Annotated in this window: 28 protein-coding genes and 1 pseudogene; 22 read left to right on the top strand and 7 right to left on the bottom strand. The window is 58.1% G+C overall.

Annotated features, from left to right (window positions below; translation table 11 throughout):
• Positions 1–52 precede the first annotated feature (52 nt).
• The 11 genes from ccoN (at position 53) to hemN (ending at position 10684) form a co-directional block, all read left to right on the top strand.
• Positions 53–1510: a cytochrome-c oxidase, cbb3-type subunit I gene (gene ccoN, locus DBR00_RS02010; protein ID WP_108488180.1), complete on the top strand. Its 1458-nt coding sequence runs from the start codon at positions 53–55 to the stop codon at positions 1508–1510.
• Positions 1510–2118 (top strand): cytochrome-c oxidase, cbb3-type subunit II, encoded by a 609-nt coding sequence (ccoO, locus tag DBR00_RS02005; protein ID WP_108488179.1) that lies wholly within the window; start codon positions 1510–1512, stop codon positions 2116–2118. The genes ccoN and ccoO overlap by 1 nt, the downstream gene beginning before the upstream one ends.
• A 6-nt stretch (positions 2119–2124) precedes the next feature.
• Positions 2125–2310 (top strand): cbb3-type cytochrome c oxidase subunit 3, encoded by a 186-nt coding sequence (locus tag DBR00_RS02000; protein WP_108488178.1) that lies wholly within the window; start codon positions 2125–2127, stop codon positions 2308–2310.
• Positions 2307–3296, top strand: a complete 990-nt coding sequence (ccoP, locus tag DBR00_RS01995; protein WP_108488177.1) for a cytochrome-c oxidase, cbb3-type subunit III — start codon at positions 2307–2309, stop codon at positions 3294–3296. Before DBR00_RS02000 ends, ccoP begins: the two co-directional genes overlap by 4 nt.
• Positions 3297–3433: 137 nt before the next feature.
• Positions 3434–4846, top strand: coding sequence for a cytochrome c oxidase accessory protein CcoG (ccoG, locus tag DBR00_RS01990; RefSeq protein ID WP_108488176.1), 1413 nt, complete (start codon positions 3434–3436; stop codon positions 4844–4846).
• 12 nt (positions 4847–4858) lie between these two features.
• Positions 4859–5383 carry a FixH family protein gene (locus tag DBR00_RS01985; RefSeq protein ID WP_177479871.1) on the top strand — a complete coding sequence of 175 codons (525 nt, stop codon included), beginning with the start codon at positions 4859–4861 and terminating at the stop codon, positions 5381–5383.
• 8 nt (positions 5384–5391) lie between these two features.
• Positions 5392–7791, top strand: coding sequence for a heavy metal translocating P-type ATPase (locus DBR00_RS01980; protein ID WP_108488175.1), 2400 nt, complete (start codon positions 5392–5394; stop codon positions 7789–7791).
• 113 nt (positions 7792–7904) lie between these two features.
• Positions 7905–8171, top strand: coding sequence for a hypothetical protein (locus DBR00_RS01975; protein ID WP_108488174.1), 267 nt, complete (start codon positions 7905–7907; stop codon positions 8169–8171).
• A 3-nt stretch (positions 8172–8174) separates the two neighbouring features.
• Positions 8175–8393 carry a cbb3-type cytochrome oxidase assembly protein CcoS gene (gene ccoS / locus DBR00_RS01970; protein WP_108488173.1) on the top strand — a complete coding sequence of 73 codons (219 nt, stop codon included), beginning with the start codon at positions 8175–8177 and terminating at the stop codon, positions 8391–8393.
• Entirely contained in the window at positions 8386–9069 is a 684-nt protein-coding gene (locus DBR00_RS01965; protein WP_108488172.1) for a sulfite exporter TauE/SafE family protein, read from the top strand. Before ccoS ends, DBR00_RS01965 begins: the two co-directional genes overlap by 8 nt.
• Positions 9070–9301: 232 nt before the next feature.
• Complete coding sequence (hemN, locus tag DBR00_RS01960; protein ID WP_108488171.1) at positions 9302–10684, top strand: oxygen-independent coproporphyrinogen III oxidase; 1383 nt, start codon at positions 9302–9304, stop codon at positions 10682–10684.
• A 3-nt stretch (positions 10685–10687) separates the two neighbouring features.
• On the opposite strand, the gene DBR00_RS01955 is transcribed toward hemN, so the two are convergent.
• Positions 10688–11176, bottom strand: coding sequence for a hypothetical protein (locus DBR00_RS01955; RefSeq protein WP_108488170.1), 489 nt, complete (start codon positions 11174–11176; stop codon positions 10688–10690).
• 153 nt (positions 11177–11329) lie between these two features.
• Here DBR00_RS01955 and fnr point away from each other — a divergent pair, with 153 nt between their 5' ends.
• The 3 genes from fnr to DBR00_RS01940 all read left to right on the top strand — a co-directional run bounded on the left by fnr (position 11330) and on the right by DBR00_RS01940 (position 13721).
• The gene (gene fnr / locus DBR00_RS01950) at positions 11330–12064 is read left to right on the top strand and encodes a fumarate/nitrate reduction transcriptional regulator Fnr (protein ID WP_108488169.1); all 735 of its coding nucleotides are present in this window, start codon (positions 11330–11332) and stop codon (positions 12062–12064) included.
• A gap of 29 nt (positions 12065–12093) precedes the next feature.
• Positions 12094–12642 (top strand): adenine phosphoribosyltransferase, encoded by a 549-nt coding sequence (locus tag DBR00_RS01945; protein WP_108488168.1) that lies wholly within the window; start codon positions 12094–12096, stop codon positions 12640–12642.
• Between the two features lie 251 nt (positions 12643–12893).
• Positions 12894–13721, top strand: a complete 828-nt coding sequence (locus tag DBR00_RS01940; RefSeq protein ID WP_108488167.1) for a metal-dependent hydrolase — start codon at positions 12894–12896, stop codon at positions 13719–13721.
• A 142-nt stretch (positions 13722–13863) separates the two neighbouring features.
• Here DBR00_RS01940 and DBR00_RS01935 read toward each other — a convergent pair whose 3' ends face one another.
• Together DBR00_RS01935 and sohB are read right to left on the bottom strand one after the other, a co-directional pair.
• Positions 13864–14853, bottom strand: coding sequence for a YhdH/YhfP family quinone oxidoreductase (locus tag DBR00_RS01935; RefSeq protein ID WP_108488185.1), 990 nt, complete (start codon positions 14851–14853; stop codon positions 13864–13866).
• Between the two features lie 24 nt (positions 14854–14877).
• Positions 14878–15897 carry a protease SohB gene (gene sohB / locus DBR00_RS01930; RefSeq protein ID WP_108488166.1) on the bottom strand — a complete coding sequence of 340 codons (1020 nt, stop codon included), beginning with the start codon at positions 15895–15897 and terminating at the stop codon, positions 14878–14880.
• 211 nt (positions 15898–16108) lie between these two features.
• Here sohB and DBR00_RS01925 point away from each other — a divergent pair, with 211 nt between their 5' ends.
• From DBR00_RS01925 to DBR00_RS01910, 4 genes are all read left to right on the top strand, one after another.
• Entirely contained in the window at positions 16109–16819 is a 711-nt protein-coding gene (locus DBR00_RS01925) for a histidine phosphatase family protein (protein ID WP_108488165.1), read from the top strand.
• A 52-nt stretch (positions 16820–16871) separates the two neighbouring features.
• Positions 16872–17186: an SCP2 sterol-binding domain-containing protein gene (locus DBR00_RS01920; RefSeq protein WP_108488184.1), complete on the top strand. Its 315-nt coding sequence runs from the start codon at positions 16872–16874 to the stop codon at positions 17184–17186.
• 208 nt (positions 17187–17394) lie between these two features.
• A complete protein-coding gene (locus DBR00_RS01915) occupies positions 17395–18462 on the top strand; it encodes a phosphotransferase family protein (RefSeq protein ID WP_108488164.1) in 1068 nt (355 codons plus the stop codon).
• A 37-nt stretch (positions 18463–18499) separates the two neighbouring features.
• On the top strand, positions 18500–19267 hold the full coding sequence (locus DBR00_RS01910; RefSeq protein WP_108488163.1) for an SDR family oxidoreductase: 768 nt from the start codon (positions 18500–18502) through the stop codon (positions 19265–19267).
• A 63-nt stretch (positions 19268–19330) separates the two neighbouring features.
• On the opposite strand, the gene DBR00_RS01905 is transcribed toward DBR00_RS01910, so the two are convergent.
• Complete coding sequence (locus tag DBR00_RS01905) at positions 19331–20956, bottom strand: methyl-accepting chemotaxis protein (protein ID WP_108488162.1); 1626 nt, start codon at positions 20954–20956, stop codon at positions 19331–19333.
• A gap of 183 nt (positions 20957–21139) precedes the next feature.
• Positions 21140–21604, bottom strand: coding sequence for a DUF3859 domain-containing protein (locus tag DBR00_RS01900; protein WP_108488161.1), 465 nt, complete (start codon positions 21602–21604; stop codon positions 21140–21142).
• 260 nt (positions 21605–21864) lie between these two features.
• On the opposite strand from DBR00_RS01900, the pseudogene DBR00_RS21350 reads away from it, so the two are divergent.
• From DBR00_RS21350 to DBR00_RS01885, 4 genes and pseudogenes are all read left to right on the top strand, one after another.
• Positions 21865–22695, top strand: a pseudogene (locus DBR00_RS21350) (methyl-accepting chemotaxis protein); the annotation flags it as partial.
• Between the two features lie 18 nt (positions 22696–22713).
• Positions 22714–23259 (top strand): PDC sensor domain-containing protein, encoded by a 546-nt coding sequence (locus DBR00_RS21345; RefSeq protein WP_371920611.1) that lies wholly within the window; start codon positions 22714–22716, stop codon positions 23257–23259.
• A gap of 51 nt (positions 23260–23310) precedes the next feature.
• The gene (locus DBR00_RS01890; RefSeq protein ID WP_108488159.1) at positions 23311–23709 is read left to right on the top strand and encodes an OsmC family protein; all 399 of its coding nucleotides are present in this window, start codon (positions 23311–23313) and stop codon (positions 23707–23709) included.
• Positions 23709–24569 (top strand): pirin family protein, encoded by an 861-nt coding sequence (locus DBR00_RS01885; RefSeq protein ID WP_108488158.1) that lies wholly within the window; start codon positions 23709–23711, stop codon positions 24567–24569. The genes DBR00_RS01890 and DBR00_RS01885 overlap by 1 nt, the downstream gene beginning before the upstream one ends.
• A gap of 59 nt (positions 24570–24628) precedes the next feature.
• Here DBR00_RS01885 and DBR00_RS01880 read toward each other — a convergent pair whose 3' ends face one another.
• Positions 24629–24835 carry a hypothetical protein gene (locus DBR00_RS01880; protein ID WP_108488157.1) on the bottom strand — a complete coding sequence of 69 codons (207 nt, stop codon included), beginning with the start codon at positions 24833–24835 and terminating at the stop codon, positions 24629–24631.
• A 67-nt stretch (positions 24836–24902) separates the two neighbouring features.
• Entirely contained in the window at positions 24903–26807 is a 1905-nt protein-coding gene (htpG, locus tag DBR00_RS01875; protein ID WP_108488156.1) for a molecular chaperone HtpG, read from the bottom strand.
• Positions 26808–26837: the final 30 nt, after the last annotated feature.

Here is a 26837-nt window from a genome sequence, read left to right as displayed (position 1 = left end):
TACTTGCCGCCGATTTTTGCCCCTAAAAAATCCATTAACCGTGGAACCCATAATGAGCACAGCAATCAGTCAGACTGCTTATAACTACAAAGTGGTTCGCCAATTCGCCGTAATGACGGTGATTTGGGGAGTCATTGGCATGGCTCTAGGTGTTTTCATCGCCGCACAACTCGTGTGGCCTGAACTCAACCTGGGCATGGAATGGACGAGCTTCGGCCGTCTGCGTCCGCTACACACCAACGCGGTAATCTTCGCCTTCGGCGGTTGCGCCCTGTTCGCCACGTCTTACTACGTGGTTCAGCGCACCTGTCAGACGCGCCTGGTTTCCGATGGTCTGGCTGCTTTCACCTTCTGGGGCTGGCAAGCAGTGATCGTTGCTGCGGTGATCACCCTGCCGATGGGCTTCACCGGTTCCAAGGAGTACGCTGAGCTTGAGTGGCCAATCGATATCCTGCTGGGTATCGTCTGGATCACCTACGCCGTGGTGTTCTTCGGCACCATCGTCAAGCGTAAAACCAAGCACATTTATGTGGGCAACTGGTTCTACGGTGCCTTCATCCTGGTTACTGCGATGCTGCACATCGTCAACAGCGCTGCCGTACCGGTCAGCCTGTTCAAGTCGTACTCCATGTACGCGGGTGCAACTGATGCGATGATCCAATGGTGGTATGGCCACAACGCCGTGGGCTTCTTCCTGACCACCGGTTTCCTGGGGATGATGTACTACTTCGTACCCAAGCAAGCTGAGCGTCCAATCTACTCGTACCGCCTGTCCATCGTGCACTTCTGGGCACTGATCACCCTGTATATCTGGGCCGGTCCGCACCACCTGCACTACACCGCACTGCCGGACTGGGCTCAATCGCTCGGTATGGCGATGTCGGTCATTCTGCTGGCTCCGAGCTGGGGCGGCATGATCAACGGCATGATGAGCCTGTCGGGCGCCTGGCATAAGCTACGCACCGACCCAATCCTGCGCTTCCTGGTGGTATCGCTGGCGTTCTATGGCATGTCGACCTTCGAAGGTCCGATGATGGCGATAAAGACCGTCAACGCTCTGTCTCACTACACCGACTGGACCATCGGCCACGTACACGCCGGCGCGCTCGGTTGGGTTGCGATGATCTCCATCGGTGCCCTGTACCACCTGCTGCCTAAAGTCTTTGGTCGCCCGCAGATGCACAGCGTTGGCCTGATCAACGCACACTTCTGGCTGGCCACTATCGGCACCGTGCTGTACATCGCCTCGATGTGGGTCAACGGCATCACCCAGGGCCTGATGTGGCGTGCAGTCAACGAAGACGGCACCCTCACCTACTCCTTCGTTGAAGCGCTGGAAGCCAGCCACCCGGGTTACGTGGTGCGCATGATTGGCGGCGCCTTCTTCGTCGCCGGCATGCTGCTGATGGCTTACAACACCTACCGCACCGTGCGTGCCGCCAAGGCTTCTGAATACGAAGCAGCCGCACAGATTCCTGCCGCCCAACTCACAGCAGGGAGCGCGCACTGATGAAACACGAAATCATTGAGAAGAATATCGGCCTGATGGCGCTGCTGATGGTTCTGGCTGTCAGCATCGGTGGCCTGACTCAAATCGTTCCGCTGTTTTTCCAGGACGTTACCAACGAGCCGGTGGAAGGCCTCAAACCTTACACCGCGCTGCAACTGGAAGGCCGCGATGTGTACATCGCCAACGGCTGTGTCGGCTGCCACTCGCAGATGATTCGTCCGTTCCGTGCTGAAACCGAACGCTACGGCCACTACTCGGTAGCCGGTGAAAGCGTCTGGGATCATCCATTTCTGTGGGGTTCCAAGCGTACCGGTCCAGACCTGGCTCGCGTTGGCGGTCGTTACTCGGATGAGTGGCAGCGTGCGCACCTGTACAACCCGCGCAACGTAGTACCGGAGTCGAAGATGCCGGCCTACCCATGGCTGGTCGAGAACAAACTCGACGGCAAGGACACCGCCAAGAAGATGGAAGTCATGCGTGGTTTTGGCATCCCGTACACCGATGAAGACATCGCCGGTGCAAAAGAGGCTGTAAAAGGCAAAACCGAAATGGACGCCCTCGTTGCGTACCTGCAGGTTCTCGGCACTTCCATCAAGAACAAACGGTAACGCGCGATGGATATCGGGACTATTCGCGGCATAGGCACAGCAGTGGTGTTCATCGCCTTTATCGGCGTGGTGCTCTGGGCCTACAGCAGCAAGCGTAAAGACAGCTTCGACGAGGCCGCCAACCTGCCATTCGCCGACGATCCCACACCCAACGAGCGTGACGAGCAATCTTCCAGGAGCAATAACCAATGACCACGTTCTGGAGTTGGTACGTAACCATTCTGTCTCTGGGCACCATCTTTGCCCTGACCTGGCTGGTCTTCGGCACCCGCAAGGGCCAGCGCGAAGAAACCACCGAAGAAACTGTCGGCCATTCCTTCGACGGTATCGAAGAGTTCGACAATCCGCTGCCCAAGTGGTGGTTCATGCTGTTTGTCGGCACCATCATCTTTGCCCTCGGCTACCTGGCGCTCTACCCGGGCCTGGGTAACTGGAAAGGCCTGCTGCCGGGCTACGACTACCTCAACACCGAGGCCAAGACGCCGTTTGCTACCAACGTACAGATCGCCGGCGATGCCGAGCGCAATGGCGGCTGGACTGGCGTGCACCAGTGGGAAAAAGAGATGGCCAAGGCTGACGCTCAGTACGGTCCGATCTTTGCCAAATACGCCGCCATGCCGATTGAACAAGTGGCCCAGGACGAGCAAGCGCTGAAAATGGGCGGTCGCCTGTTTGCATCCAACTGCTCGGTCTGCCACGGTTCTGACGCCAAGGGTGCCTATGGCTTCCCCAACCTGACCGACAACGACTGGCTGTACGGTGGCGAACCGGAAACCATCAAGACCACCATCATGGCCGGCCGCCAAGCTGCCATGCCGGCGTGGAAAGACAGCATCGGTGAAGAAGGCATCCGCAACGTTGCCGGCTACATCCGCAGCCTGTCTGGCTTGAAGAATCCGGAAGGTATCGAAGTTGACCTTGCCGCAGGTCAAGACATCTTCGCTGCCAATTGTGCAGTCTGTCATGGCGCTGAAGGCAAGGGCCAACAGGCCATGGGTGCCCCCAACCTGACCGACAAAGTCTGGCTCTACGGCTCCAGCTTTGCCCAGGTGCAACAAACTCTGCGCTACGGCCGTAACGGCAAGATGCCAGCCCAGGCTGATTTCCTGGGTAACGATAAAGTGCATCTGCTGGCGGCCTATGTGTACAGCCTGTCGCAAGGTAAAACCGAGAAGTGATTCTCCGGCTCTGGCAGGCGCGACCGCTGGTCGCACCTGCCGAGCAATCGTCAGGCGTACCATAGCGCAAGAGCCCGTATGACTTCGGCCGGCACGTATCGGTTGAAGCAGCCAATCAACCGCCGTGGTACGAACTGATGAGCGCACAGATTCCAGTTAAAGACGTCACCCCTGCCCCGGCCAAGGTCGAAGTTGTCGACCTGTACGCCAACCGCGAAAAAATCTACACCCGCTCCTTCACCGGCCTCTTCCGCAACCTGCGCATGCTCGGTGGTGCAGCCCTCTTTCTGTTGTACTTCGGCACCGTATGGTTGAACTGGAATGGTCGTCAGGCCGTCTGGTGGAACCTGCCGGAGCGCAAGTTCTACATCTTCGGTTCAACTTACTGGCCGCAGGATTTCGTCCTGCTCTCGGCCTTGCTGATCATCTGTGCCTTCGGCCTGTTTTTTATCACCGTGTTCGCTGGCCGTGTCTGGTGCGGCTACACCTGTCCACAGAGCGTATTCACCTGGGTCTTCATGTGGGCAGAAAAGGTCACCGAAGGTGATCGCAATCAGCGCATGAAACTCGACAAAACGCCCATGAGCGCACAGAAATTCCTGCGCAAGCTGGCCAAACATGGCATCTGGGTCAGTGTGTCACTGGTCACCGCGATCACCTTCGTTGGCTACTTCACCCCGATCCGTGAACTGATCCCGGAGCTTTTTACCCTTGAGGCCAGTGGCTGGGCGCTGTTCTGGGTCGGTTTTTTCACCCTTGCCACCTATGGCAACGCCGGATACCTGCGCGAACAGGTGTGCATCTACATGTGCCCTTACGCACGTTTCCAAAGCGTGATGTTCGACCAGGACACCCTGATCGTCTCCTATGACCCCCGTCGTGGCGAATCCCGTGGCCCGCGCAAGAAGGACGCCGACTACAAGGCCCAAGGCCTGGGTGACTGCATCGACTGCAAAATGTGCGTGCACGTTTGCCCTACAGGCATCGACATCCGCGACGGTCTGCAGATCGAATGCATCGGCTGCGCGGCTTGTATCGACGCCTGCGACAGCATCATGGAGAAGATGAACTACCCGAAAGGGCTGATCAGCTACACCACCGAACACAACCTTTCGGGACAAAAGACCCACCTGGTGCGCCCACGCCTGATCGGCTACGCCATCGCCCTGCTGGCCATGTTCTGCGTCTTCGCCTGGGCCATCGCCGATCGCTCGCTGGTAGAGTTGGACGTGCTCAAGGACCGCGTGCTCTACCGCGAAAACGAAGAAGGCCGGATCGAGAACGTTTACACCCTGAAGATCATGAACAAGGCCCAGCACGAGGTTACTTACCTGATCGAAGCCGATGGCCTTGATGGCCTGGTGTATGAAGGCAAGCGCGAGATCAAGGCAATTGCTGGCGAGGTACTGTCGCTGCCTGTCGAGCTGTCCATCGACCCTTCAAACCTGCCTTCGAGCACCAATGAAATCACCTTCCACCTGCACTCGGTGGATGACCCCAGTATCAAAACCGACGCTGCCAGCCGTTTTATCGGCCCCAGCGTGCGCTGACTAGAGAAGCCCATGTCTGAACCCATATCTGAAAAGAACCCCGACATCATCAAGCCCTGGTACAAGCAATTCTGGCCCTGGTTCCTGATAGGCCTGCTGGCTTACTCAGTGGTCCAGGGGCTGACCCTGTTGACCATCGCCACGAAGAACCCGCCAGGGCTGATTTCCGATGACTATTACGACGTCGGCAAAGGTATCAACCAGTCACTGGAGCGGGAAAACCACGCCATTCGCCTCAAACTGCACGCCACACTGCAGCTCAACGATGACAACGGCACGGCTACCCTGCAGCTGAACGGCAATAGCCGTCCGCAGCAGCTGGTGCTCAATCTGATCTCGCCGACCCAGCCGGAACGCGACCGCCGGGTGATCCTGCAACCGCAGGCCGATGGCAGTTACAGCGGGCAGATGATCGATGCGGTTGAAGGCCGCCGGTTTGTCGAGCTGATCGGCCAGGAAGGCGGCAAGGACTGGCGCCTGTTCGAAGAGGAAAACGTGCAGAGCGGACAGACGATTAACCTCGGGGATGCCCAATAAGCGCACCGATGGCCAGTCCAACTCCCTGCTATCACTGTGGTCTGCCAGTTCCTGCCGGCAGCCGTTTCCATGCTCAGGTACTGGGCGCAACCCGTGAGATGTGCTGCCCGGGTTGCCAGGCAGTGGCCGAAGCCATTGTCAGCGGTGGTCTGGAGCACTACTACAAGCACCGCAGCGAAAGCGCCGCCAACCCGCAGAGCCTACCCCAGGCGCTGCCGGATGAGCTGGCGCTGTATGACCGCAGCGATGTGCAGCAACCCTTTGTTGAGCATGACGGTGAACTCAGCGAAACCTGCCTGCTGATCGAAGGCATCAGCTGCGCGGCCTGTGGCTGGCTAATTGAAAAACACCTGCGCACCCTGCCGGGCGTCAGCGAGGCGCACCTCAATCTGTCCAATCACCGCCTGCAAGTGCGCTGGGCCGACAGTCAGTTGCCGCTCAGCAGCCTGCTCAAGGCACTGCGCAAGATCGGCTACGCCGCCCACCCCTGGCAGGCCGATGCCGCCGCTGAACAGCTACACCGCGAGAACCACCGCGCCATGCGTGAGCTCGGTGTAGCCGGCATGCTGTGGATGCAGGTGATGATGGCGACCATGGCCACCTGGCCGGAATTCAACATCGACCTCAGCCCCGAGCTGGACAAGATCCTGCGTTGGGTCAGCCTGTTTCTCACCACGCCGATTGTCTTCTACTGCTGTGGCCAGTTCTTCCGTGGCGCGCTGCGTGACTTGCGCACCCGCCATCTGACCATGGACGTTTCGGTATCCCTGGCGATTGGTGGCGCCTACATCGCCGGTATCTGGTCAACAGTGACCGGTCAGGGCGAGCTGTATTTCGATGCGGTGGGCATGTTTGCCCTGTTCCTCCTGGCTGGCCGCTACCTGGAACGCCGCGCCCGCGAACGCACGGCTGCTGCCACCGCGCAGCTGGTCAATCTGCTGCCAGCATCCTGCCTGCGCCTGACTGCTGACGGGCAGAGCCAGCGCATTCTGCTCAGTGAGCTGCACGTTGGTGACCAGGTGCTGGTGCCACCCGGCGCCCTGCTACCTGCGGACGGGTGGATTGTTCAGGGCCAGTCGAGCGTGGATGAATCCCTGTTAACCGGTGAGTACCTGCCGCAGCCACGCAAGGTCGGCGATGCCGTTACTGCTGGCACCCTGAATGTCGAAGGGCCGCTGCAGATTGAAGTGCAGGCCCTCGGCGATGCCACGCGACTGTCGGCTATTGTTCGCCTGCTGGAGCGCGCGCAGAGCGACAAACCGCGCCTGGCGGTACTGGCCGACCAGGTTGCGCAATGGTTCCTGCTGATCGTCCTGGTGGTGGCCGCCGTCGTCGGCCTGGCCTGGTGGCAGCTCGACCCTTCCCGTGCATTCTGGATTGTCTTAGCCCTGCTGGTCGCCACCTGCCCTTGCGCGCTGGCCTTGGCCACGCCTACGGCGCTCACGGCGGCGACTGGCTCACTGCACAAACTGGGCATGTTGCTGACCCGTGGCCACGTACTGGAGGGCCTGAATCAGATCGACACCCTGGTTCTGGACAAGACCGGTACCCTCACCGAAGGCCGCCTGACCCTCAGCGCTATCCACCCTTTGCGCGAGCTAGACGCCGATGCCTGCCTGGCCCTGGCCGCCGCGCTGGAAAACCGCTCAGAGCACCCAATTGCCCGCGCCTTCGGCCAGGCACCAGAAGCTGCCGATGCAGTCGACAGCCATCCGGGACTGGGCCTGCAGGGGCGTGTTGGCAGCCGCTTGCTGCGCATCGGTGAGGCCAATTTCGTCTGCGCGCTCAGCACCCAGACCGCCCCAGCCATTGCAGGTAAACACGGCCAATGGCTACTGCTGGGCGATGAGCAAGGGCCGCTGGCCTGGTTTGTTCTGGATGACCGCCTGCGCGAAGATGCCCCGCAACTGATCGACATGGCCAAGGCCAAAGGTTGGCAAATCATGCTGCTGTCCGGTGACAGCTCGCCCATGGTCGGCGAAGTGGCACGCCAGCTGGGCATCATGGACGCCCGTGGTGGCCTCACCCCAGATGCCAAACTGGACGTGCTGAAACAGCTGCACAGCCAGGGTCGCCGGGTGCTGATGCTGGGTGACGGGGTTAATGATGTGCCGGTATTGGCCGCCGCCGACATCAGCGTGGCCATGGGCAGCGCCACCGACCTGGCCAAAACCAGCGCCGATGCCGTGCTGCTGTCCAACCGCCTGAGCAGCCTGGTGCAGGCGCTACACATGGCGCAACGAACCCGTCGCATCATCATCGAGAACCTCACCTGGGCCAGCCTGTACAATGGCCTGGTGCTGCCCTTCGCCGCTATCGGTTGGATTACGCCCATCTGGGCCGCGCTGGGCATGTCAGTCAGTTCATTGCTGGTGGTATTGAATGCCTTGCGACTAACACGCCCGTAGGGTGGATCACGCTTCACCGATCCACCACCGCGCCGCCATGGTGGAAATAAAAATTGACCTCCACCTATCAAACAGTCCACTGACACGCTCGGCGAGGTCTTATGCGAAACAACATGACTGGCAAGGTTGTATGGTGGCTGCGCTTACTGGCCGTGGCTTTGCTCAGCCTGCAGCTGTTTATGGCCTACCCTTTTGCCGCCACGCTGATCAGCCAGCAAACCACACTCAGCAGCCTGTTTACTGACAGTCTGCCGGACACCCTGATCATGCTTTTCGTTAATGTCTTATTTGCCTTCGTCGCGCTGACCGGCCGCAGCCCTGACAGACTCTTTCCAGTTACCAGCCTTGATCTACGGCAACTCTTGCGCCGGAGCCACTAAACCATGCCCGCTCTCTATATCCTGATCCCGGTTGCCATTGCTTTGGTGGCCTTTGCTATCTGGCTGTTCTTCTGGGCGGTGGACAGCGGTCAGTACGACGACCTCGACGGACCGGCCCACAGCATCCTGTTTGACGACGAAGACCCCAAACACACTGCCGCCGTAAACCAGGTGCAGCAACTCGACGAACCTCAGTCCGAGCAGGACAAGCCCGGTGCTTGAGCTGCTGCCGCTGCTGGTTTCAGCACTGATTCTCGGCCTGCTAGGCGGCGGACACTGCCTGGGCATGTGCGGCGGCCTGATGGGCGCGCTGACGCTGGCCATCCCACCCGAGCAGCGCGCACAACGCGTTCAACTGCTGCTGGCCTATAACCTGGGGCGCATTCTCAGCTACAGCCTGGCCGGCCTGCTGCTTGGCCTGGCGGGTTGGGCAGTAGCCAATAGCCCCGTGGTTATGGGCCTACGGGTGATTGCAGCGTTGCTGCTGATTGCCATGGGGCTCTACCTTGCCGGCTGGTGGAGTGGCCTAACCCGTATAGAAGCCCTCGGTCGTGGTCTCTGGCGGCATATCCAGCCGCTAACCCGGCGTTTTATGCCGGTCACCAGCCTGCCACGTGCGGTGATACTCGGCAGCTTATGGGGCTGGCTGCCCTGCGGGCTGGTCTACAGCACCCTGCTGTGGGCCGCCAGCCAAGGAAATGCAGTCGACAGCGCAGCCCTGATGTTGGCTTTTGGCCTCGGCACCCTGCCGGTACTACTGGCCACTGGCATGGCCGCCGACCGCCTGACCGCACTGCTGCGTAAACAGGGCGTACGAATGGCTGGCGGCATTCTGGTGATTCTGTTCGGTCTGTGGACTCTGCCCGGCCCGCACCAGCACTGGCTGATGGGCCACTAGCAGACCATTGAAAACGAAGGCGAGGCCGCCAACGCAAGGCAAAAACAGGCAAAAACGGAGGTTACGCGCTTTAAATGAGCATTTTGAGCCTGTTTTTAAGGCTGCAGGAGCAACGCAGGTAGTTTTCCAACGGCCTGCCAAGCGATAAGAGGCCGCTTGATACAGGTCAAAACACCCCAGCCCCAGCGCTCATAGACTGCCCGGTATTGAAAGCCAAACCGGGAATACCCGCATGCTCAACCTCATCCAGTGGGACAGCACTCTGATCCGCCGCTACGACCAGGCCGGCCCGCGCTACACCTCCTATCCGACCGCCGTGCAGTTCCACGAGCGCATCAGCCAGTTCGACCTGCTGCACGCCCTGCGCGAAAGCCGCAAAGCGCTGCGGCCGCTGTCGCTGTATGTGCACATCCCGTTCTGCGCGCACATCTGCTATTACTGCGCCTGCAACAAGGTGATCACCAAGGATCGCGGGCGCGCCCAGCCCTATCTGGAAAAACTCGAACGTGAAATCGAGATCATCAGTCGCCATCTCGACCCGCTGCAGAGGGTCGAGCAGCTGCACTTCGGCGGCGGCACGCCGACTTTTCTCAGCCACGATGAGCTGCGCCACCTGATGGGCCACCTGCGCCAGCACTTCAATCTGCTGGATGACGATAGCGGCGACTACAGCATCGAGATCGACCCGCGCGAAGCCGACTGGTCGACCATGGGCCTGCTCCGCGAGCTGGGTTTCAACCGTGTCAGCCTGGGCGTGCAAGACCTCGACCCGGCCGTACAGCGCGCGGTCAACCGCTTGCAGACTCTGGAGGAAACCCGCGCCATCGTGGAAGCCGCGCGCACCCTGCAGTTCCGCTCGGTAAACATCGATCTGATCTACGGCCTGCCGCTGCAAACGCCAGAACGCTTCGCCCGCACCGTGGCCGAGGTGATTGCCCTGCAGCCCGATCGCCTGTCACTGTTCAACTACGCGCACCTGCCGGAACGCTTTATGCCGCAGCGGCGAATCAACACCAGCGACCTGCCCAGCCCAGGCGACAAGCTGGCCATGCTGCAGGCAAGCATCGAGCAACTGAGTGCCGCCGGTTACCGCTATATCGGCATGGATCACTTCGCCCTGCCCGACGACGAGTTGGCCAGCGCCCAGGAAGATGGCAGCCTGCAACGCAACTTCCAGGGCTACACCACCCACGGTCATTGCGACCTGATTGGCCTGGGGGTTTCATCGATCAGCCAGATTGGCGAGCTTTACTGCCAGAACAACAGCGACCTGAGTAAATACCAGGACAGCCTCAGCCATAGCGAACTGGCCACCGTGCGCGGCTTGCATTGCGATGCCGACGACCGTCTGCGGCGGGCGGTGATTCAGCAGCTGATCTGCCATTTCCAGTTGCGCTTTGTTGATATCGAGCAGGCTTATGCCATCGATTTCCGCAGCTACTTCGCAGAAGTCTGGCCGCAACTGCAGCAAATGGCCAGCGACGGCCTGATTGACTTGAGCGCCCAAGGCATCGATGTCAAGCCGGCGGGTCGACTGTTGGTCAGGTCGCTGTGCATGCTGTTTGATCGCTACCTGTGCGAACAAAGCCAGCAGCGTTTCTCGCGGGTTATCTAGTCCCTATTTCATCAGCAGGCTGGACACTTCCTGCATCTGCTGATCGGTCAGGCCTAGCTTGGACAAGACCTTGAGCAGCGTGGCATTGGCGCTGCTCAAGGCACCCTGCAGCGACGCCAGTTCACCCTGCAAGGTTTCAATCTTCAAGCGTTTGGCCTCGGGATCAAGGCTCTGGTCACTCATAACCGCATTCAACTCCTCTTTCTTGACCTCGATCTGCTCCTTGAGCGCGCGAATTCGCTTGAGCAGGTCCTTGATCAGATCCGGCAGGCTGCTGTCATCGATATCTTGGTTTTTCTGGGCGGCGGCGGAACGGGCCTTGCCCAGCTCCGACAAACTGACGCGCAGACTATCGCGCAATGCCTGATCATCCTTCTCGACGCCCTCGACGCCCTCGACGCCCTCGACGCCCTCGACGCCCTCGGCGGTCGCGCTTTTGCACTCAACCGCCATCCCCAGGCGGCCAATCATCGATGTCAATTCCACGCGCATAACCTTACTCACTTGCAGATCCCTTAACCGCCTGAACTATCGGCTGTTCAGCGCCATACTTGAACACTTGGTCAAGAAGCCATGTGACTGGCTGTCACCCGCTGGCTGCTGTAACCTTGAGCCTATTGTCTGCTCAGCTCAGGAACACTGACGATGTCCGAAAGCATCAAGTTGCATACCCCACATCAAGCCCATTGCAAGGATTGCAGCCTGGCGAGTTTGTGCCTGCCGCTGTCTTTAAATCTGGAAGACATGGACGCGCTCGACGAAATCGTCAAGCGCGGTCGGCCCCTGAAAAAAGGCGAATTTCTGTTCCGTCAGGGCGATGCCTTCAGCTCGGTCTTTGCGGTACGTTCCGGCGCATTGAAAACCTTCAGCCTGAGCGATGCGGGTGATGAGCAAATTACCGGTTTCCACTTGCCCAGCGAGCTGGTTGGTCTATCCGGAATGGACAGTGAGCTCTATCCCGTTTCGGCTATGGCCCTGGAGACCACTTCAGTCTGTGAAATTCCCTTTGAGCGCCTGGATGAGCTCGCCGTACAGCTGCCGCAATTGCGTCGTCAGCTGATGCGCATCATGAGTCGAGAGATCCGTGACGATCAGCAGATGATGCTGTTACTGTCGAAAAAGACCGCCGACGAACGTATTGCGACCTTTCTGGTCAATCTTTCTGCACGCTTCCGTGCTCGCGGCTTTTCGGCTAATCAATTCCGCCTTGCCATGTCGCGCAATGAGATCGGTAACTACCTTGGCCTTGCAGTCGAGACTGTGTCGCGGGTATTCACACGCTTTCAACAAAACGGTCTGCTGGAAGCCGAAGGCAAAGAAGTCCACATACTCGACCCCATTGAACTATGTGCCCTGGCTGGCGGTAACCTGGACACCTGATTTATTGCGTGAAGCAAGACGGAAAGACCATGATTTTTGACGAGTTCAGCATCAAGACCCTAATTCGCCCGGTGGTGGACTTCCCCAAGCCGGGGGTTATCTTCCGTGACATCACTCCGCTTTTTCAGTCTCCACGCGCCCTACGCATGGTGGCCGACAGCTTTATTCAACGCTATGTAGAAGCTGACTTCAGCCATATCGGTGCCATGGATGCGCGCGGTTTTCTGATTGGTTCAATCATTGCCTATGAACTGAACAAGCCGCTGATACTGTTCCGCAAGCAAGGCAAGCTACCCGCTGATGTACTCAGCGAGAGTTATCAGACTGAATACGGCGAAGCCAAGCTCGAGGTGCATACCGATAGCCTCTGTGAAGGCGACAAAGTACTTATTTTCGATGATCTGATCGCCACCGGCGGAACCTTGTTGGCAGCTGCACAACTCGTACGGCGCATGGGTGCCAGCGTCGTCGAAGCTGCAGCAATCATTGACTTGCCCGAGCTCGGTGGCTCTCAGAAGTTGCAAGACAGCGGCATCCCTACCTTTGCCCTCACCTGCTTCGCACTCAACGACCAATAACCGAACGCTCTCGACAAACGCCCGCATTCTGCGGGCGTTTGCATTTGGATGGTCGCCGCATGCGCAAAGGCAAAGTGTCCGACGACTATCCATAAGTTGGCCTATTTGCGCCCTCCCTGGCCACGAATGACCTCGCACCGAAAATCGCCTCGGCTAATGATAAATGACGGCCCCGGGCAGTGTGATCTGTACTCTGGGCCCAATAACAAGAGCGGTCGCCACATGCGACCAATATGCCAGGAGTCGCCTTTATGACAGCCAAGATCAGCACCCCACCCGCCAGCTTCCCTGTGCGCCGCATGGACTTCAGTTTTGATGAAAGCCAGAAGTTCTGGTTTGCCGGTGACCCATTCATGAGTCACTTCATGAATAACCTGTCTTCGCTGTTCCCCTATGGCGAGAAGTTTTTCGTCGACAGCGTGCGTGCCGTGCGTGATCAAGTGACCGAACCTCAGCTGAAGAAGGACATCAGCGCCTTTATCGGCCAGGAAGCCATGCACTCAAAAGAACATGCGGCATATAACGACTACGCCGCCGAGCACAATATCGACCTGGAGCGGCTAGAGCTACGCATCAAGGTGCTGCTGGAGTGGGTCACCAAGATCACCACTAAGAAGCAGCGCCTGGCCGCCACCTGCGCCCTTGAGCACTTCACCGCAACGATGGCCGAACAACTGCTGCAACGCGAAGACCTGACCACCCAGATGAACGATCCCAAGCTGTACCAGCTGTGGATGTGGCATGCCATTGAAGAGAACGAACACAAGGCGGTGTGCTACGACGTGTACCAGAAAGTCTATGGCGGCTACTTCACCCGCGTCGGCATGATGGCCATTTCCACGGTGATCTTCTTCGGCGTGATTGCCTGGTTCCAGCTGCACCTGCTGCGCAAGGATGGGCAACTGTTCAACTGGCGCAGCTGGGGTAAGGGTCTGAAAACCTTGTTCGGACTGCGTAATGGTTTCCTGACTAAGCTGATCCCGGCCTATCTGGACTATTACCGTCCAGGCTTTCATCCATTCGACCACGATAGCAAGGCCTTGGAACAACGCTGGCGCCAACGCTTGGGCTTCAATTAAATACGGCTCGCCAGCGGCTGCACGTCTGACTGGCGACCGTATTCAAGATAAAAAACCCGAGAACAGAATTGATCTCGGGTTTTTACTTTTCAGCCTCATCAACAGAAGCGCAGCACTCCTGTCACTTATGCAGGCAACTCACTCAAGGCAGATTGACAAGTACACGACCAATCTGTTTTCCCGCCAGAATATTCGCAATTGATTCCGGTAACTGTTCAAGGCTCACCTCTGTTACCAGTGACTCCAGATCCAGCTTCCATTGCAGTGACAACTTGTCCCACATGGACGCTTTGACCACCAACGGCAACTCAACCGAATCAACCCCCAAAAGGTTGACGCCACGTAGAATGAAAGGCAGCACACTGCCGGAAAAGGCTGTGCCTGCCGTCAAACCGCAGCAAGCAACACTGGCCCCATAACGCAGTGACTTGACCACATTGAATAGAATATCGCCCCCGACACAATCAACCGCACCCGCCCACTGCGGCTTGAGCATCGGCTTTCCAGCGCCCGCCTCCAACTCAGTACGCGAAACAATCTGTTGCGCACCCAGTGCTTTGAGGTATTCAGCTTGATCAGCTTTACCGGTAGAAGCTGCAACCTGGTACCCCAGCGTAGTTAGCAATGCCACCGCAACACTTCCGACGCCGCCCGTCGCGCCTGTCACCAAGACTGGCCCTGCATAAGGCGTCAAGCCGGCCTGCTCCAGCTTTTCCACACACAGCGCCGCTGTGAGTCCTGCCGTCCCCAAAACCATAGCCTCACGCATGGAAAGCCCTTGGGGACGTTTCAGAGCCCAACTGGCAGGAATTCTGATGTACTGGGCAAAACCACCCGCCGTGTTCATCCCAAGATCATAGCCCGTGACGATCACCTCATCACCGACACTGAACTCCGACACAGAAGAGGCTTCTACTATGCCCGCGGCGTCAATTCCTGGCGTGTGCGGGTACTCTTTGCTAACGCCCCGATTGCCGCTGGCTGATAGCGCATCTTTATAGTTAAGCGAGGAATACTTGACCCGAATCAGCAGCTCACCAGCGGGCAAATCATTGACATTGCGCTGCACAATCACCGTTTCGAAACCACCCGCTGCACTTTCACGGGCTTGCAATGCACTGAACGTACTCATGTTCTTCCTCTGTGTGTCGACCATTTACCAGAAGCGTTGCTGATTCAAGCGACTCAGCCAACTCAGAACGAAACGGTCCAGCGCCACGCTGCCCGCCAGTCCAACACGCTCCTGCAGGGTTTTCTTCTCGGCATAGTGCAAATGAAACAGCTCGGCACTCTTGGCACGTTCCGCCAGGTATTCGTCACTGGTTTTCAACTCATCAACCAGTTGTTTCTCCAGAGCCGCCAGGCCTAGCCAGACTTCACCAGTAGCAATTTGATCAATGTCCAGTTGAGGCCGATAACGGGCAACAAAGGCTTTAAACAGCTCATGGGTGGTTTCCAGGTCTTCCTGAAACTTCTCTCGGCCCTTTTCGGTGTTCTCACCGAACACAGTCAAGGTACGTTTGTACTCACCGGCGGTAAGTACTTCAAAATCAATGTCATGCTTCTTCAACAAGCGGTGCACGTTAGGCAGTTGAGCCACCACACCAATGGAGCCGAGAATGGCAAAGGGCGCTGAAACAATTTTCTCGCCGATGCACGCCATCATGTATCCACCGCTGGCTGCCACTTTGTCGATGCAAACGGTCAGTGGTACGCCGGCCTGGCGAATACGCGCAAGTTGAGAAGATGCCAGCCCATAGCTGTGAACCATGCCGCCACCGCTTTCCAGCCGCAGCACGACTTCATCCTGCGGTGTTGCCATAGACAGTAAAGCAGTGATTTCGTGACGCAGGCTGTCGGTTGCCGAGGCTTTGATGTCACCGTCAAAATCCAGCACATAGACACGGGGTTTTTGCCCCCCGGCTTTCCTTTCCAATTTGGCAGCCTTGGCTTCGGCTTTGGCTAGTGCTTTCAGCTGATCCTTGTCGAGCACAGCATGCTCGAGACGCTGCTGTAGTTGCTTAAAGAAATCATTGAGCTTTTGCACCTGCAACTGCCCACTACCCTGCCGTCCCTTGCTGCGCAGTCCCGCTACGGTGACAAGCACCACTACAATGGCTACCAACAAGGTGAGCGTCTTGGCCAGAAAGCTTATGTACTCTGCAAAAAACTCCACGTATTTCCCTCTCAATCAAGTGGCAACGCCCATTTATCCCGAACGCTGATTGTCCGCAAGCATACCTAGGCCACTGAGTATCGACCAGCAACCCAAGGCCTGGTTATTCAGCCCATCAATGCAATTCAAACAAGCGTATGTTTTTACGTTGACAGCTCCTGAGCTTCCTCATACCCTCGCGAAACTTTCAACGTACCGGAATCGAGCGGACGTGGGCAGCATCTACCTGATTCGACATGGCCAAGCCTCATTCGGCGCCGACGATTACGATGTGCTTTCGCCCATCGGAATTCGCCAGGCCGAAGTGCTGGGCGAGCACCTCGCGCAACTTGGCACGCGCATAGATCGCAGTGTCAGCGGTGCTCTACGCCGACAGCAACACACCGCCAGCAGCGCGCTCAAGCAACTCAAAGATGCCGATCTAGCAGATACCACACTGGATATTGATGCCGCATTCAATGAATTCGACGCTGATGCCGTGATCCGTGCCCTGCTCCCTGATCTGCTTCCTGAAGAACCGGAGGCACTGCACACGCTGCGCAATGCCGCACAAAATCGCGGAGAGTTCCAACGGCTGTTCGCCAAGCTGATCGCTCGCTGGGTCAGTGGCGAGCATAGCAAGCCTGGCCTACAGAGCTGGCAGGAATTTGTCGCACAAGTACAAGGCGGCCTGGAACGTCTGCTACAGCAGGCTGACAGCAAACAGAACATCGCTGTATTCACATCGGGCGGTACGATTACCGCCCTGCTGCACCTGATTACTGGTATTGCGCCCGCTCAGGCTTTTGAGCTGAACTGGCAAATTGTTAACACCTCACTGAGCTGCCTGAAGTTTCGCGGCACGCAAGTGAGCCTGGCTTCCTTCAACAGCCATGTGCATTTGCAGCTGTTGAAGGCGCCGGAACTCATCACGTACCGCTGAGTCCGGCCCACTGCACCCCAAGGTGCTAGTAACCCCCAAGAAAAAGGAAAACATCATGAGCGTTGCAGACATCGTCCAAACCATGCACTCCAAGTTCAACGCCAGCGCTGCTGCAGGCCTTGATCTGGTATTCCAGTTCAACATCGAAGACGGCGAGAACTACGCGCTGATCGTTAAAGACGGCACCTGCGCCGTTGAGCAAGGCGACAACGCCAACGCCAACGTGACCCTGATCATGGACACCGAAACCCTGAAAGGCATCACCAGCGGTGAAACCGACGGTATGCAAGCCTTCATGTCCGGCAAACTGCGCGCCGAAGGCGACATGATGTTGGCCATGAAACTGGGCGAACTGTTCCCGGTTTAAGCCAAGCTGGCGTTATTGCTACTCGAAAAACCGAAGTCCCTGACTTCGGTTTTTTTATGCCTGCGGCCTTTATAAACAGGTCAATCAGGCCGCTTGATTGAGCGGCAACACGCTGGCCTATTAAGGCGGGCAATGCTTGTTCACAACCTGCAGCAGCATTAGATTAACCAATAGTCTCAGGCACCTATCATAAGCAGAAGGGATAAACATGGCGCTTACTGACCAGTCAACCCGCATCCGTGAAGGCGAGGAACTCGACGCCACGGTCATCGACCAGTACCTCAAGGCGCATATCCCTGGCCTGACAGGTGAGCCGCGCATCAGCCAGTTCCCCGGCGGGGCGTCCAACCTCACCTACCTGCTTGAATACCCCGGCAAAGAGTTTGTGCTGCGCCGCCCCCCGTTTGGTCAAAAAGCCAAATCGGCCCACGACATGGGCCGCGAATACCGCATCCTCAACCAGCTCAATGCCGGCTTCCCTTATTGCCCCAAAGCTTATGTGCATTGCACCGATGAATCGGTGATTGGCGCTGAGTTCTATGTGATGGAGCGGGTTAACGGCATTATCCTGCGGTCCGACATGCCGGCTGAGCTGAACTTCAGCGCCGAGCAAACCCGCACGCTGTGCAAGAGCTTTATCGACAAGATGGTCGAGCTGCACAATGTTGATTACCAAGCCTGCGGCCTGGGTGACCTGGGTAAGCCTGAAGGCTATGTGCAGCGCCAGATCAGCGGCTGGAGTGATCGTTACGAAAAAGCGCTCACCCCCGATGCGCCCCTGTGGGAGCCAGTCAAAGCGTGGTTGCGCGACAAGATGCCGGCCGACCACCACAAGCCAGGCATCGTGCATAACGACTACCGCTTCGATAACGTGATTCTCAGTCCACAGAACCCAAGTCAGATCATCGGTGTGCTGGACTGGGAACTGACCACTATCGGCGATCCACTGATGGACCTGGGCAACACCCTCGCCTACTGGATCGAGGCCGCCGACCCTGCCCCCGTACAAATGATGCGCCGTCAGCCAAGCAACGCACCCGGCATGCTCACGCGCCAGCAGTTTGCCGATTATTACGCTGAGCGCGCCGGCATCGAAATCAAGAGCATCGACTTCTATTACACCTACGGCCTATTCCGCCTGGCCGGTATCGTGCAGCAGATCTACTACCGCTATTTCCACGGCCAGACCCAGGACAAGCGCTTCGCACAGTTCATTCATATGAACAAGCTACTGGAACAGATGAGCCTGCAGGTCATCAATAAGTCGCAGTTGTAAACGGCCGAACAGGCCTCTCATAAGAAAGGAAAAAACCATGTCCAAGACCCATCTGTTCGACCTCGACGGCAAGATCGCTTTCGTTTCCGGTGCCAGCCGTGGCATCGGCGAAGCCATCGCCAAACTGCTGGCCCAACAAGGTGCGCACGTCATCGTGTCGAGCCGCAAGATCGACGACTGCCAAAAAGTCGCGGATGCCATCATTGCTGATGGCGGCAAGGCCACTGCGATGGCTTGCCACATTGGTGAAATGGAGCAGATCAGCAACGTCTTTGCGCACATCAAGGAACAATTCGGCCGCCTTGATATTCTGGTTAACAATGCCGCCACCAACCCACAGTTCTGCAACGTCCTCGACACCGATCTGGGCGCGTTCCAAAAGACCGTTGACGTAAACATCCGTGGCTACTACTTCATGTCCATCGAAGGCGGCAAGCTGATGAAAGCCAACGGCGGTGGTTCGATCATCAACGTGGCCTCGATCAACGGCGTCAGCCCCGGCGAGTACCAGGGCATTTACTCGGTGACCAAAGCCGCTGTGATCAGCATGACCAAGGTGTTTGCCAAGGAGTGCGCGCAATTCGGCATTCGCTGCAACGCCCTGCTGCCGGGCCTGACCGACACCAAGTTCGCCTCAGCACTGACCAAAAACGATGCCATCCTCAAAGTCGCCTTGCAGCGCATCCCGCTCAAGCGCGTCGCTGATCCGAGTGAAATGGCCGGCACCGTGCTGTACCTGGCCAGCGATGCCTCCAGCTACACCACTGGCGTAGCGCTAAATGTGGATGGTGGCTTTCTCTCCTAAGCCACTGTTTTACAGCTTTAACAAGGGACCTGCCGGTCCCTTGTTTATGGCTAAGGCTAAGCTTCAAATAGTGAAGCGGGCCACCAGCGCATTCAAATCCACTGCCAGGCGTGACAGCTCCTGACTGGCAGAACTGGTTTGATTAGCCCCCGCCGATGATTGCAACGACAGGTCACGGATATTAACCAAGTTGCGGTCCACCTCACGAGCGACCTGTGCCTGTTCTTCCGAGGCGCTGGCAATCACCAGGTTGCGCTCATTGATCTGCGAAATGGCCGCTGCAATTTCATCCAGCGCCAAACCGGCAGCTTTGGCCACCTCCAGCGTCGAGCGGGCGCGGCTATTGCTGTGCTGCATGGCATTGACCGCTTTGTCGGTGCCTTGCTGAATGCCACTGATCATCTGCTCGATTTCACGGGTCGACTGCTGGGTGCGATGTGCCAATGCGCGCACCTCATCCGCCACAACGGCAAAGCCGCGTCCGGCATCGCCAGCTCGAGCGGCCTCAATTGCAGCGTTAAGCGCCAGCAGGTTGGTCTGCTCGGCAATCGAACGGATGACATCGAGAACCTTGCTGATATCACGCACCTGCCCGGCCAGCTGTTCGACCTCGGAAGCAGTATTCGTTACATCGTCGGCCAGGTGGCTGATCGAATCCACCGTCTCACGCACTTGCTCACGGCCAAGCTGCGCCGTGCGATTAGACTCGCTTGAAGCTTCGGATGTCGTGACGGCGTTGCGTGCAACTTCTTCCACTGCGCTGGTCATTTGATTGACAGCTGTGGCCGCTTGTTCGATCTCATTGTTCTGCAGGTGCAGACCACGGGTCGAGTCTTCTGTAACCGCGCTCAGTTCTTCTGAGGCGGAAGCCAGTTGGGTTGAAGAATCCGAAATGTTCTGAATGGTGCTGCGCAGACTCTGCTGCATGCTTTTTAACGATCCCAGCAGCCGGGCCGGTTCATCCGTCCCCTCGACCTCAATGGCCTGGGTCAGGTTGCCGCCAGCGACAACCTCCGCCACCCTGACAGCCTCAGCAAGCGGGCGAACAATACTGCGGGTCAACAGCAGGGCCAACACAACAGTCAACCCAAGTGCTACCAGCATCATTATGATCACCCATGTCCGGGCACTGGCAAAGACCGCATCAGCTTTATCGGCAGCCGACGTCGCGCCAAGCCGGTTCATTTCAGCCAGCTCGCTTAGGGCTTTTGTCATTTTGTCGGCATGGCCATTGAGCGGACCATTGGCGACTGCCAAGGCTGCATCCAGGTCATTTTGCCGAACGGCTTCGACAATCTTTATTTGCTCTTGCAGGTAGCTGATTTCAGCTTGTTCAAAACGTTCATAACCTGCCCTTTCTGCTGGGCTGGAAATCAGCTTCTCGTATCGGTTCTGCGCCTGTTCCAGCTCCTTCTTGAACGCCTCAACCCGGGCAATGTTCTGCTGCCGAACACTTTCATCACTGTTGAGCATCAAGCGTAGGGTCATGGCGCGCAGATGCAGGATATCCTGACTCATTTCACCCAGATTCAGCACGCTGGGTAGCCAGTTTTCATTCACCTCTTCAGATTGCTTGTTCATCTCGGACATCTGCATCAGCGAGAAACTGCCGACCAGCATCACCAACAATGCCACCATGCCGAAACCCGATGCGGCCCTAGGTGCAATATTTATCGTTCGAAGACTCATCTCCACAACCCTCGTATTGCCTCACACCACAACTGATATCACAGCGACATCAGTCAGCTATCACTCAAATACTCTTTATCTGTATAGCAGACTGCCCTTAACTATCGTCCGACTGTGCATGTGCTCGAACAGTCAAAAAAAAACCCGAGCCAGGCTCGGGTTCTAAGCGCCTAATTAAAGGCATCAGCGTACGGTGAAGCGCTGCTCCAGCAGCTTGCGGTCATCCTGAAACACCATGAAGTGCCACTCGCCGGCAACGACTTCATGCGGCTCGGTGAACTCGAATGCCATGACATCATCAGGGGCACCGACCACCAGCTTCTGCGTAACAACAAACTTGTCATGGCGCTTGCCATCTGGAGTGACCACACCCGGGGTGAGATACAGCAGAGTCAGCGGCGCCTCTGAAGCAGTCTTGCCCACCAGGTTGTAGCGCACACCAAATTTAGTGCCGAGTTTGGCAGGGATCGCATCGCCAACTTCGATTGGCTGATTGCTGCGGGTAAGGACCCGCTCGCCAGCCTGATAATCCTGATAGTCACTGACAAAAACACCGTATTCGACCGGGCCCTCAACCCGCACTTCGGCCTGCACCAGGCCACTGATCAAGACACCTGCCGCTAGGGCACTGAAACGGATGAATTGCATGTCGCGCTCCTTGTTTAGATGGCGCGAGCCTATGACACCCGTATGACAAGACCATGACAGTTATCAACGTGCACAGAGCCACGATTGCGAGCGTCGCGGCCTAAAAGTGGGCAAACAGCACCAGCAGGGCTCAGATCGCGACCCGACGCACCAGTGCAGGGCAATAAAACCGCCTGTTTTCCAGCGACAGCAGCATGACGCCCACTCAGTGATGGCACTTGGCTTGCAGTGCTACTGCCAACCCTCTAAAGGAATTCGCCATGCTTCAGCTATTGCGTTCGACGCCCAACAAGAATGCGGACGACACTGCACTCGACGCGCTCCTCAACCAGTACGACCTGACCAGTCGCCTGAGCGATAACTATCGCTGGATGTCGCGTCTGAATGACTTCAGCGCCGGCCTGCACCAGCGCATCCGCAGCAGCCTCGGCGCAGCCGTCGGCATTGCCTCACACGCTCCGCAATTAGCACGTATTGCCGCCGCCAACCAGCAGAGCGGACAAACCCTGGCGCAGTCTTCGGAACTGATCGCCAGCGCCAGCGAACAGGTCACCACCACCCTCGACACCGAGTTGGTGCCCGGCGCTGCCGAAGTCGCCCTGCTGTCCGCAGAGGTCACCGCCACCCTGCATGGTTGCCAGCAAAGCGGCCAGGCGGTGCTGCAGCAGGTCGAGGTGATCGGCAAGAGCGAACAGCAACTGGCGCTGGTGATTCAGCAGCTGACCAGCCGGCTTGAGGAAGTCAGCAAGGTGATTGGGGTGATCGCCAGTATTTCCCAGCAGACCAACCTGCTCGCGTTGAATGCGGCCATCGAAGCCGCCCGCGCGGGCGAGCATGGCCGTGGCTTTGCCGTGGTCGCCGAGGAAGTGCGACGCCTGGCTGGGCATACCACCGACGCCACCACTCAGGTCGGCGACATCATCGAGCGCTTTCGCAACGGTATGCAGCAACTCACCGAGGCGGGTAAGCACATGCACCAGGCTGTAGCCGATGGACGTGATGGCATGCACGCTGTGGGCACTGGCCTGGACAGCACCCGTCAGGCCATGGATCGCCTGGACAGCCGCGTAGGGCAGATTGCAGCCGGCACCAAACAAATCGGCCAGGCCGTGCGCTCCATCAACCGTGACGTGCAAAACATCGCCCGAATCGCTGGTGAATTACTCGGCAAGGCCGGCCAGGTGCTGCACCATAGCCAGGCGGTACGCGAGGATGGCGACCGACTGCTGGCAGGGCTTGGTGATTTCCGCCTGGAAATTCACCACGCCGTACAGGCCAGTGTCGAACAGCTGGCGTGCCAACCCGGCCTGAGTGCAGATGTGGCCAGCGCCGAACGCCTGCTTGGTAACACGCTCAACCTTGATACACGGTTCGAACTGTTCTATCTGGTCGACAGGAATGGCGTACAGCTATCCGAAAACATCTTTGCCGCCAATGTACCTCACAGCGACAGCAGCAGCTGTAAAGGTCGCAACTGGCAGCAACGCCCCTGGTTCCGCGCCGCGGCCGATAGCCTGCGCAGCCATATCACCCAGGTCTATCGCTCATCGGCCACCGACGACTTCTGCTTCACTATCTCGGTGCCGATCCTCGACACCCGTGGCCAATTACTGCGCGTACTGGGGGCCGATGTGCGGCTTTCTGCGCTGGTCTGAGGCCTGCGCCATGAGCTAGGCTGGCCACTCACTCAAGCCCATGGAACTCCTATGATCAGCATCAGCAACGAGAAAGGCCTGCTACAGCGCATCAACATCGGCCCGCACACCCTGCACAGTGACGTATCGGTGGAACTGGGCGGCGAAGGCTCAGCGCCCGAGCCGCATGATCTGTTCGATGCGGCTCTCGGTGCCTGCAAGGCGCTGACCCTGGCGCTGTATGCCAAGCAGCGCGGCTTACCGCTGGAAGGCCTCGATGTAAAGCTCAACCGCGATGACAGCCAGGAGCGCCAAGGCATCTACCGTCTGGATGTCGAACTGACGCTGCACGGCGCGCTGGATGACTCACAGCGCCAGCAGCTGCTGCGCGTCGCCGATAAATGCCCGATCCACAAGCTGATGACCAGCAGCGAGGTTCAGGTCAGCACCCAGCTAAGCGAGGGTGCATAGTGAGCGACTTTCTACTGATCCAGCCGCGTCCGGAAAACCTCGGCGGACAACCTATCCTGCGCCCCCTGCCTTCGGCCAAGTGCCGCAGCGTAGGGCCGTTCGTGTTCTTCGACCATATTCTGGAAAACACCTACCCGGCCGGCAGCGGCATGAATATCAACCAGCACCCGCATATCGGCCTGTCCACCCTCACCTACCTGTTTGAGGGGCACCTGCAGCACAAGGACAGCCTCGGTTCGAATCAACTGGTCCGCCCCGGCGAAGTCAGCTGGATGACCGCAGGCCGTGCCGTCGCGCATGTCGAGCGTACACCACAGCCGCTGTGGGAAAGCGGCTCGCACATGCATGGCCTGCAGGTCTGGCTGGCCATGCCCACCGCTGAGGAGCAAGGCGAACCCCGCTACAGCCATCACCCCGCAGACAGCCTGCCGCGCAGCACCAGCATGGGCGTGGACATCTGCCTGATTGCCGGCACTGGCTTCTGCCTGCAATCGCCAGTGCCGGTGCTGTCGCCAACGGTCTATGCCGAGATCAAACTGGCCGCAGGCAGCGCACTGCAGATACCCAATGAGCATGCCGAGCGCGCCCTGTACCTGATCGACGGCGAGGTCACACTGGATGACCAGCAACTGCCGCTACGTGGCTTGCTGGTGCTGCCTGAAGGCGAGATTTACACCCTCAGCGCCTGCAGCGAGAGCCACCTGGTGTTGATTGGCGGTGCACCGATTGGCCCCCGGAAGATCAACTGGAACTTTGTCGCCAGCGATTCGGTGCTGATCGATCAAGCCCGCCAGCGCTGGGCCGCACAGGACTGGCCAAGCGTGCCAGGCGAGACCGCACGCGTCGAGTTGCCGCGCTGACAGAGAAGATGTGCACTTGCACGACATGCAAAGCGCAGGTGTTCGGGTTGGCCATCACCCTACTCGGCCGCAGTGATCAGACTGAAGACTGCGTGCACGATGCCTTTGTGCAGATCTGACGCAATGGCCAGCGTTCCCAGCGCGCGCTGAATCAGCTGCGCAGCCGTGGTCGCACGCTGGAATTGGATGACGACTTTATCGAACGTGCTGTCGATGACAGCACGCAGGTCGCCGAATTGCTGGAACAACAAGGCGAACAGCAGCAACTAGGCCGTTGCCCACAAAGCGACAAAAAAGCCCGCCAGTGGCGGGCTTTTTTGGGGGTTACAACAATCAAGCAGAAAGTTCGACCAGCAGCTTGTTCAAACGCTGCACGTAAGCGGCCGGGTCCTTCAGGTTATCGCCGGCAGCCAGAGCCGCCTGATCAAAGAGGATGTGGCTGAGGTCGGCAAAACGATCTTCATCGGCTTCGGCGTCCAGCTTCTCGATCAGCGGATGACCTGGATTGAATTCGAAGATCGGCTTGGAATCCGGCACTTTCTGCCCGCTGGCTTCGAGGATCTGGCGCATCTGCAAGCCAAGATCCTGCTCGCCAATGGCCAAGATGGCTGGCGAATCAGTCAGGCGGTGCGAAACGCGCACTTCGGCAACCTGCTCACCCAGCGCAGTTTTCAGACGCTCGACCAGACCTTCTTTGGCCTTGGCGACTTCTTCCTGAGCCTTCTTGTCTTCTTCCGAATCCAGCTTGCCGAGGTCCAGATCGCCACGGGCCACGTCGACAAAATGCTTGCCGTCGAACTCGGTCAGGTAGCTCATCAGCCACTCGTCGATACGGTCGGTGAGCAGCAGCACTTCGATGCCTTTCTTGCGGAAGACCTCCAGATGCGGGCTGTTCTTCACCTGGGCGTAGGATTCGCCCGTCAGGTAGTAGACCTTGTCCTGACCTTCGGCCATGCGCGCGATGTACTCGCCCAGGCCCACGCTCTGCTCGCCATCCTCGGTGCGGGTGGAGGCAAAGCGCAGCAGGCTGGCGATCTTCTCTTTGTTGGCGAAATCTTCCGCTGGGCCTTCCTTGAGCACCTGGCCGAAGTTCTTCCAGAAGCCCTTGTAGTGCTCAGGCTCGTTCTTCGCCAGTTTCTCCAGCATGTCCAGCACGCGCTTGGTCAACGCCGATTTCATCGAATCGATGATCGGGTCTTTCTGCAGAATCTCGCGCGACACGTTCAGCGACAGGTCGTTGGAGTCGACCACACCTTTAATAAAACGCAGGTACAGCGGCAGGAACGACTCAGCCTGATCCATGACAAATACGCGCTGCACATACAGCTTCAGACCACGAGGCGCTTCGCGCTGATACAGGTCGAATGGCGCACGCGCCGGGGTGTACAGCAGCGAGGTGTATTCCAGCTTGCCTTCGACCTTGTTGTGGCTCCAGCTCAGCGGGTTCTCGAAATCGTGACCGATGTGCTTGTAGAACTCCTGATATTCCTCGTCCTTGATCTCGGTACGCGGACGGGTCCACAGGGCGCTGGCGCGGTTGACGGTTTCCCACTCAACTTCTGCTGGTTTGTCCTTCTCTTCGCCGTGGAACTCCTTCGGCAGCTCGATCGGCAAGGCGATATGGTCGGAGTATTTCTTGATGATGTTGCGCAGGCGCCAGCCATCGGCAAACTCGTCTTCACCGCTTTTCAGGTGCAGCACGATACGGGTACCGCGCTCGGCTTTTTCAACGGTGGCCACTTCGAACTCGCCCTCGCCTTTGCTCGACCAGTGCACGCCTTCGCTGGCCGGGCTACCGGCGCGACGGCTGAACACTTCAACCTTGTCGGCAACGATAAAGGCCGAGTAGAAGCCCACACCGAACTGGCCGATCAGGTGCGAGTCCTTCTTCTGGTCGCCGGTCAGGTGCTTCATGAAATCGGCGGTGCCCGACTTGGCGATGGTGCCCAAGTGGGTGATCGCGTCTTCACGGCTCATGCCGATGCCGTTGTCTTCGAGGGTGACGGTCTTGGCGTTCTTGTCGAAGCTGATGCGGATTTTCAACTCTGCGCCGCCTTCGAGCAGCTCAGGTTTGGCCAGCGCTTCAAAACGCAGCTTGTCACTGGCATCGGAGGCGTTGGAAATCAGCTCACGCAGGAAGATTTCCTTGTTCGAGTACAGCGAATGGATCATCAGGTGCAGCAGTTGCTTCACCTCGGTCTGGAAGCCCAGGGTTTCTTTTTGAGTTTCCACACTCATGCTCTCTTACTCCACGTTGTTGACGAAGCC

It is taken from the genome of Pseudomonas sp. HMWF032 (assembly GCF_003060885.1).
Taxonomy (GTDB): domain Bacteria; phylum Pseudomonadota; class Gammaproteobacteria; order Pseudomonadales; family Pseudomonadaceae; genus Aquipseudomonas.
Note: the sequence above shows the minus strand (reverse complement) of the source record. Positions and strands in the feature narration are given on the sequence as shown.

Coding starts and splice junctions, on each gene's coding strand:
- DBR00_RS01980 (WP_108488175.1), top strand. CDS start 5,392: ATGGCCAGTCCAACTCCCTGCTATCACTGTGGTCTGCCAGTTCCTGCC.
- DBR00_RS01975 (WP_108488174.1), top strand. CDS start 7,905: ATGACTGGCAAGGTTGTATGGTGGCTGCGCTTACTGGCCGTGGCTTTG.
- DBR00_RS01940 (WP_108488167.1), top strand. CDS start 12,894: ATGACAGCCAAGATCAGCACCCCACCCGCCAGCTTCCCTGTGCGCCGC.
- fnr (WP_108488169.1), top strand. CDS start 11,330: ATGTCCGAAAGCATCAAGTTGCATACCCCACATCAAGCCCATTGCAAG.
- DBR00_RS01905 (WP_108488162.1), bottom strand. CDS start 20,956: ATGAGTCTTCGAACGATAAATATTGCACCTAGGGCCGCATCGGGTTTC.
- htpG (WP_108488156.1), bottom strand. CDS start 26,807: ATGAGTGTGGAAACTCAAAAAGAAACCCTGGGCTTCCAGACCGAGGTG.
- DBR00_RS01910 (WP_108488163.1), top strand. CDS start 18,500: ATGTCCAAGACCCATCTGTTCGACCTCGACGGCAAGATCGCTTTCGTT.
- ccoP (WP_108488177.1), top strand. CDS start 2,307: ATGACCACGTTCTGGAGTTGGTACGTAACCATTCTGTCTCTGGGCACC.
- DBR00_RS01935 (WP_108488185.1), bottom strand. CDS start 14,853: ATGAGTACGTTCAGTGCATTGCAAGCCCGTGAAAGTGCAGCGGGTGGT.
- DBR00_RS01955 (WP_108488170.1), bottom strand. CDS start 11,176: ATGCGCGTGGAATTGACATCGATGATTGGCCGCCTGGGGATGGCGGTT.
- DBR00_RS01890 (WP_108488159.1), top strand. CDS start 23,311: ATGATCAGCATCAGCAACGAGAAAGGCCTGCTACAGCGCATCAACATC.
- DBR00_RS02000 (WP_108488178.1), top strand. CDS start 2,125: ATGGATATCGGGACTATTCGCGGCATAGGCACAGCAGTGGTGTTCATC.
- ccoO (WP_108488179.1), top strand. CDS start 1,510: ATGAAACACGAAATCATTGAGAAGAATATCGGCCTGATGGCGCTGCTG.
- DBR00_RS01915 (WP_108488164.1), top strand. CDS start 17,395: ATGGCGCTTACTGACCAGTCAACCCGCATCCGTGAAGGCGAGGAACTC.
- DBR00_RS01985 (WP_177479871.1), top strand. CDS start 4,859: ATGTCTGAACCCATATCTGAAAAGAACCCCGACATCATCAAGCCCTGG.
- ccoG (WP_108488176.1), top strand. CDS start 3,434: ATGAGCGCACAGATTCCAGTTAAAGACGTCACCCCTGCCCCGGCCAAG.
- ccoS (WP_108488173.1), top strand. CDS start 8,175: ATGCCCGCTCTCTATATCCTGATCCCGGTTGCCATTGCTTTGGTGGCC.
- ccoN (WP_108488180.1), top strand. CDS start 53: ATGAGCACAGCAATCAGTCAGACTGCTTATAACTACAAAGTGGTTCGC.
- DBR00_RS01900 (WP_108488161.1), bottom strand. CDS start 21,604: ATGCAATTCATCCGTTTCAGTGCCCTAGCGGCAGGTGTCTTGATCAGT.
- DBR00_RS01945 (WP_108488168.1), top strand. CDS start 12,094: ATGATTTTTGACGAGTTCAGCATCAAGACCCTAATTCGCCCGGTGGTG.
- hemN (WP_108488171.1), top strand. CDS start 9,302: ATGCTCAACCTCATCCAGTGGGACAGCACTCTGATCCGCCGCTACGAC.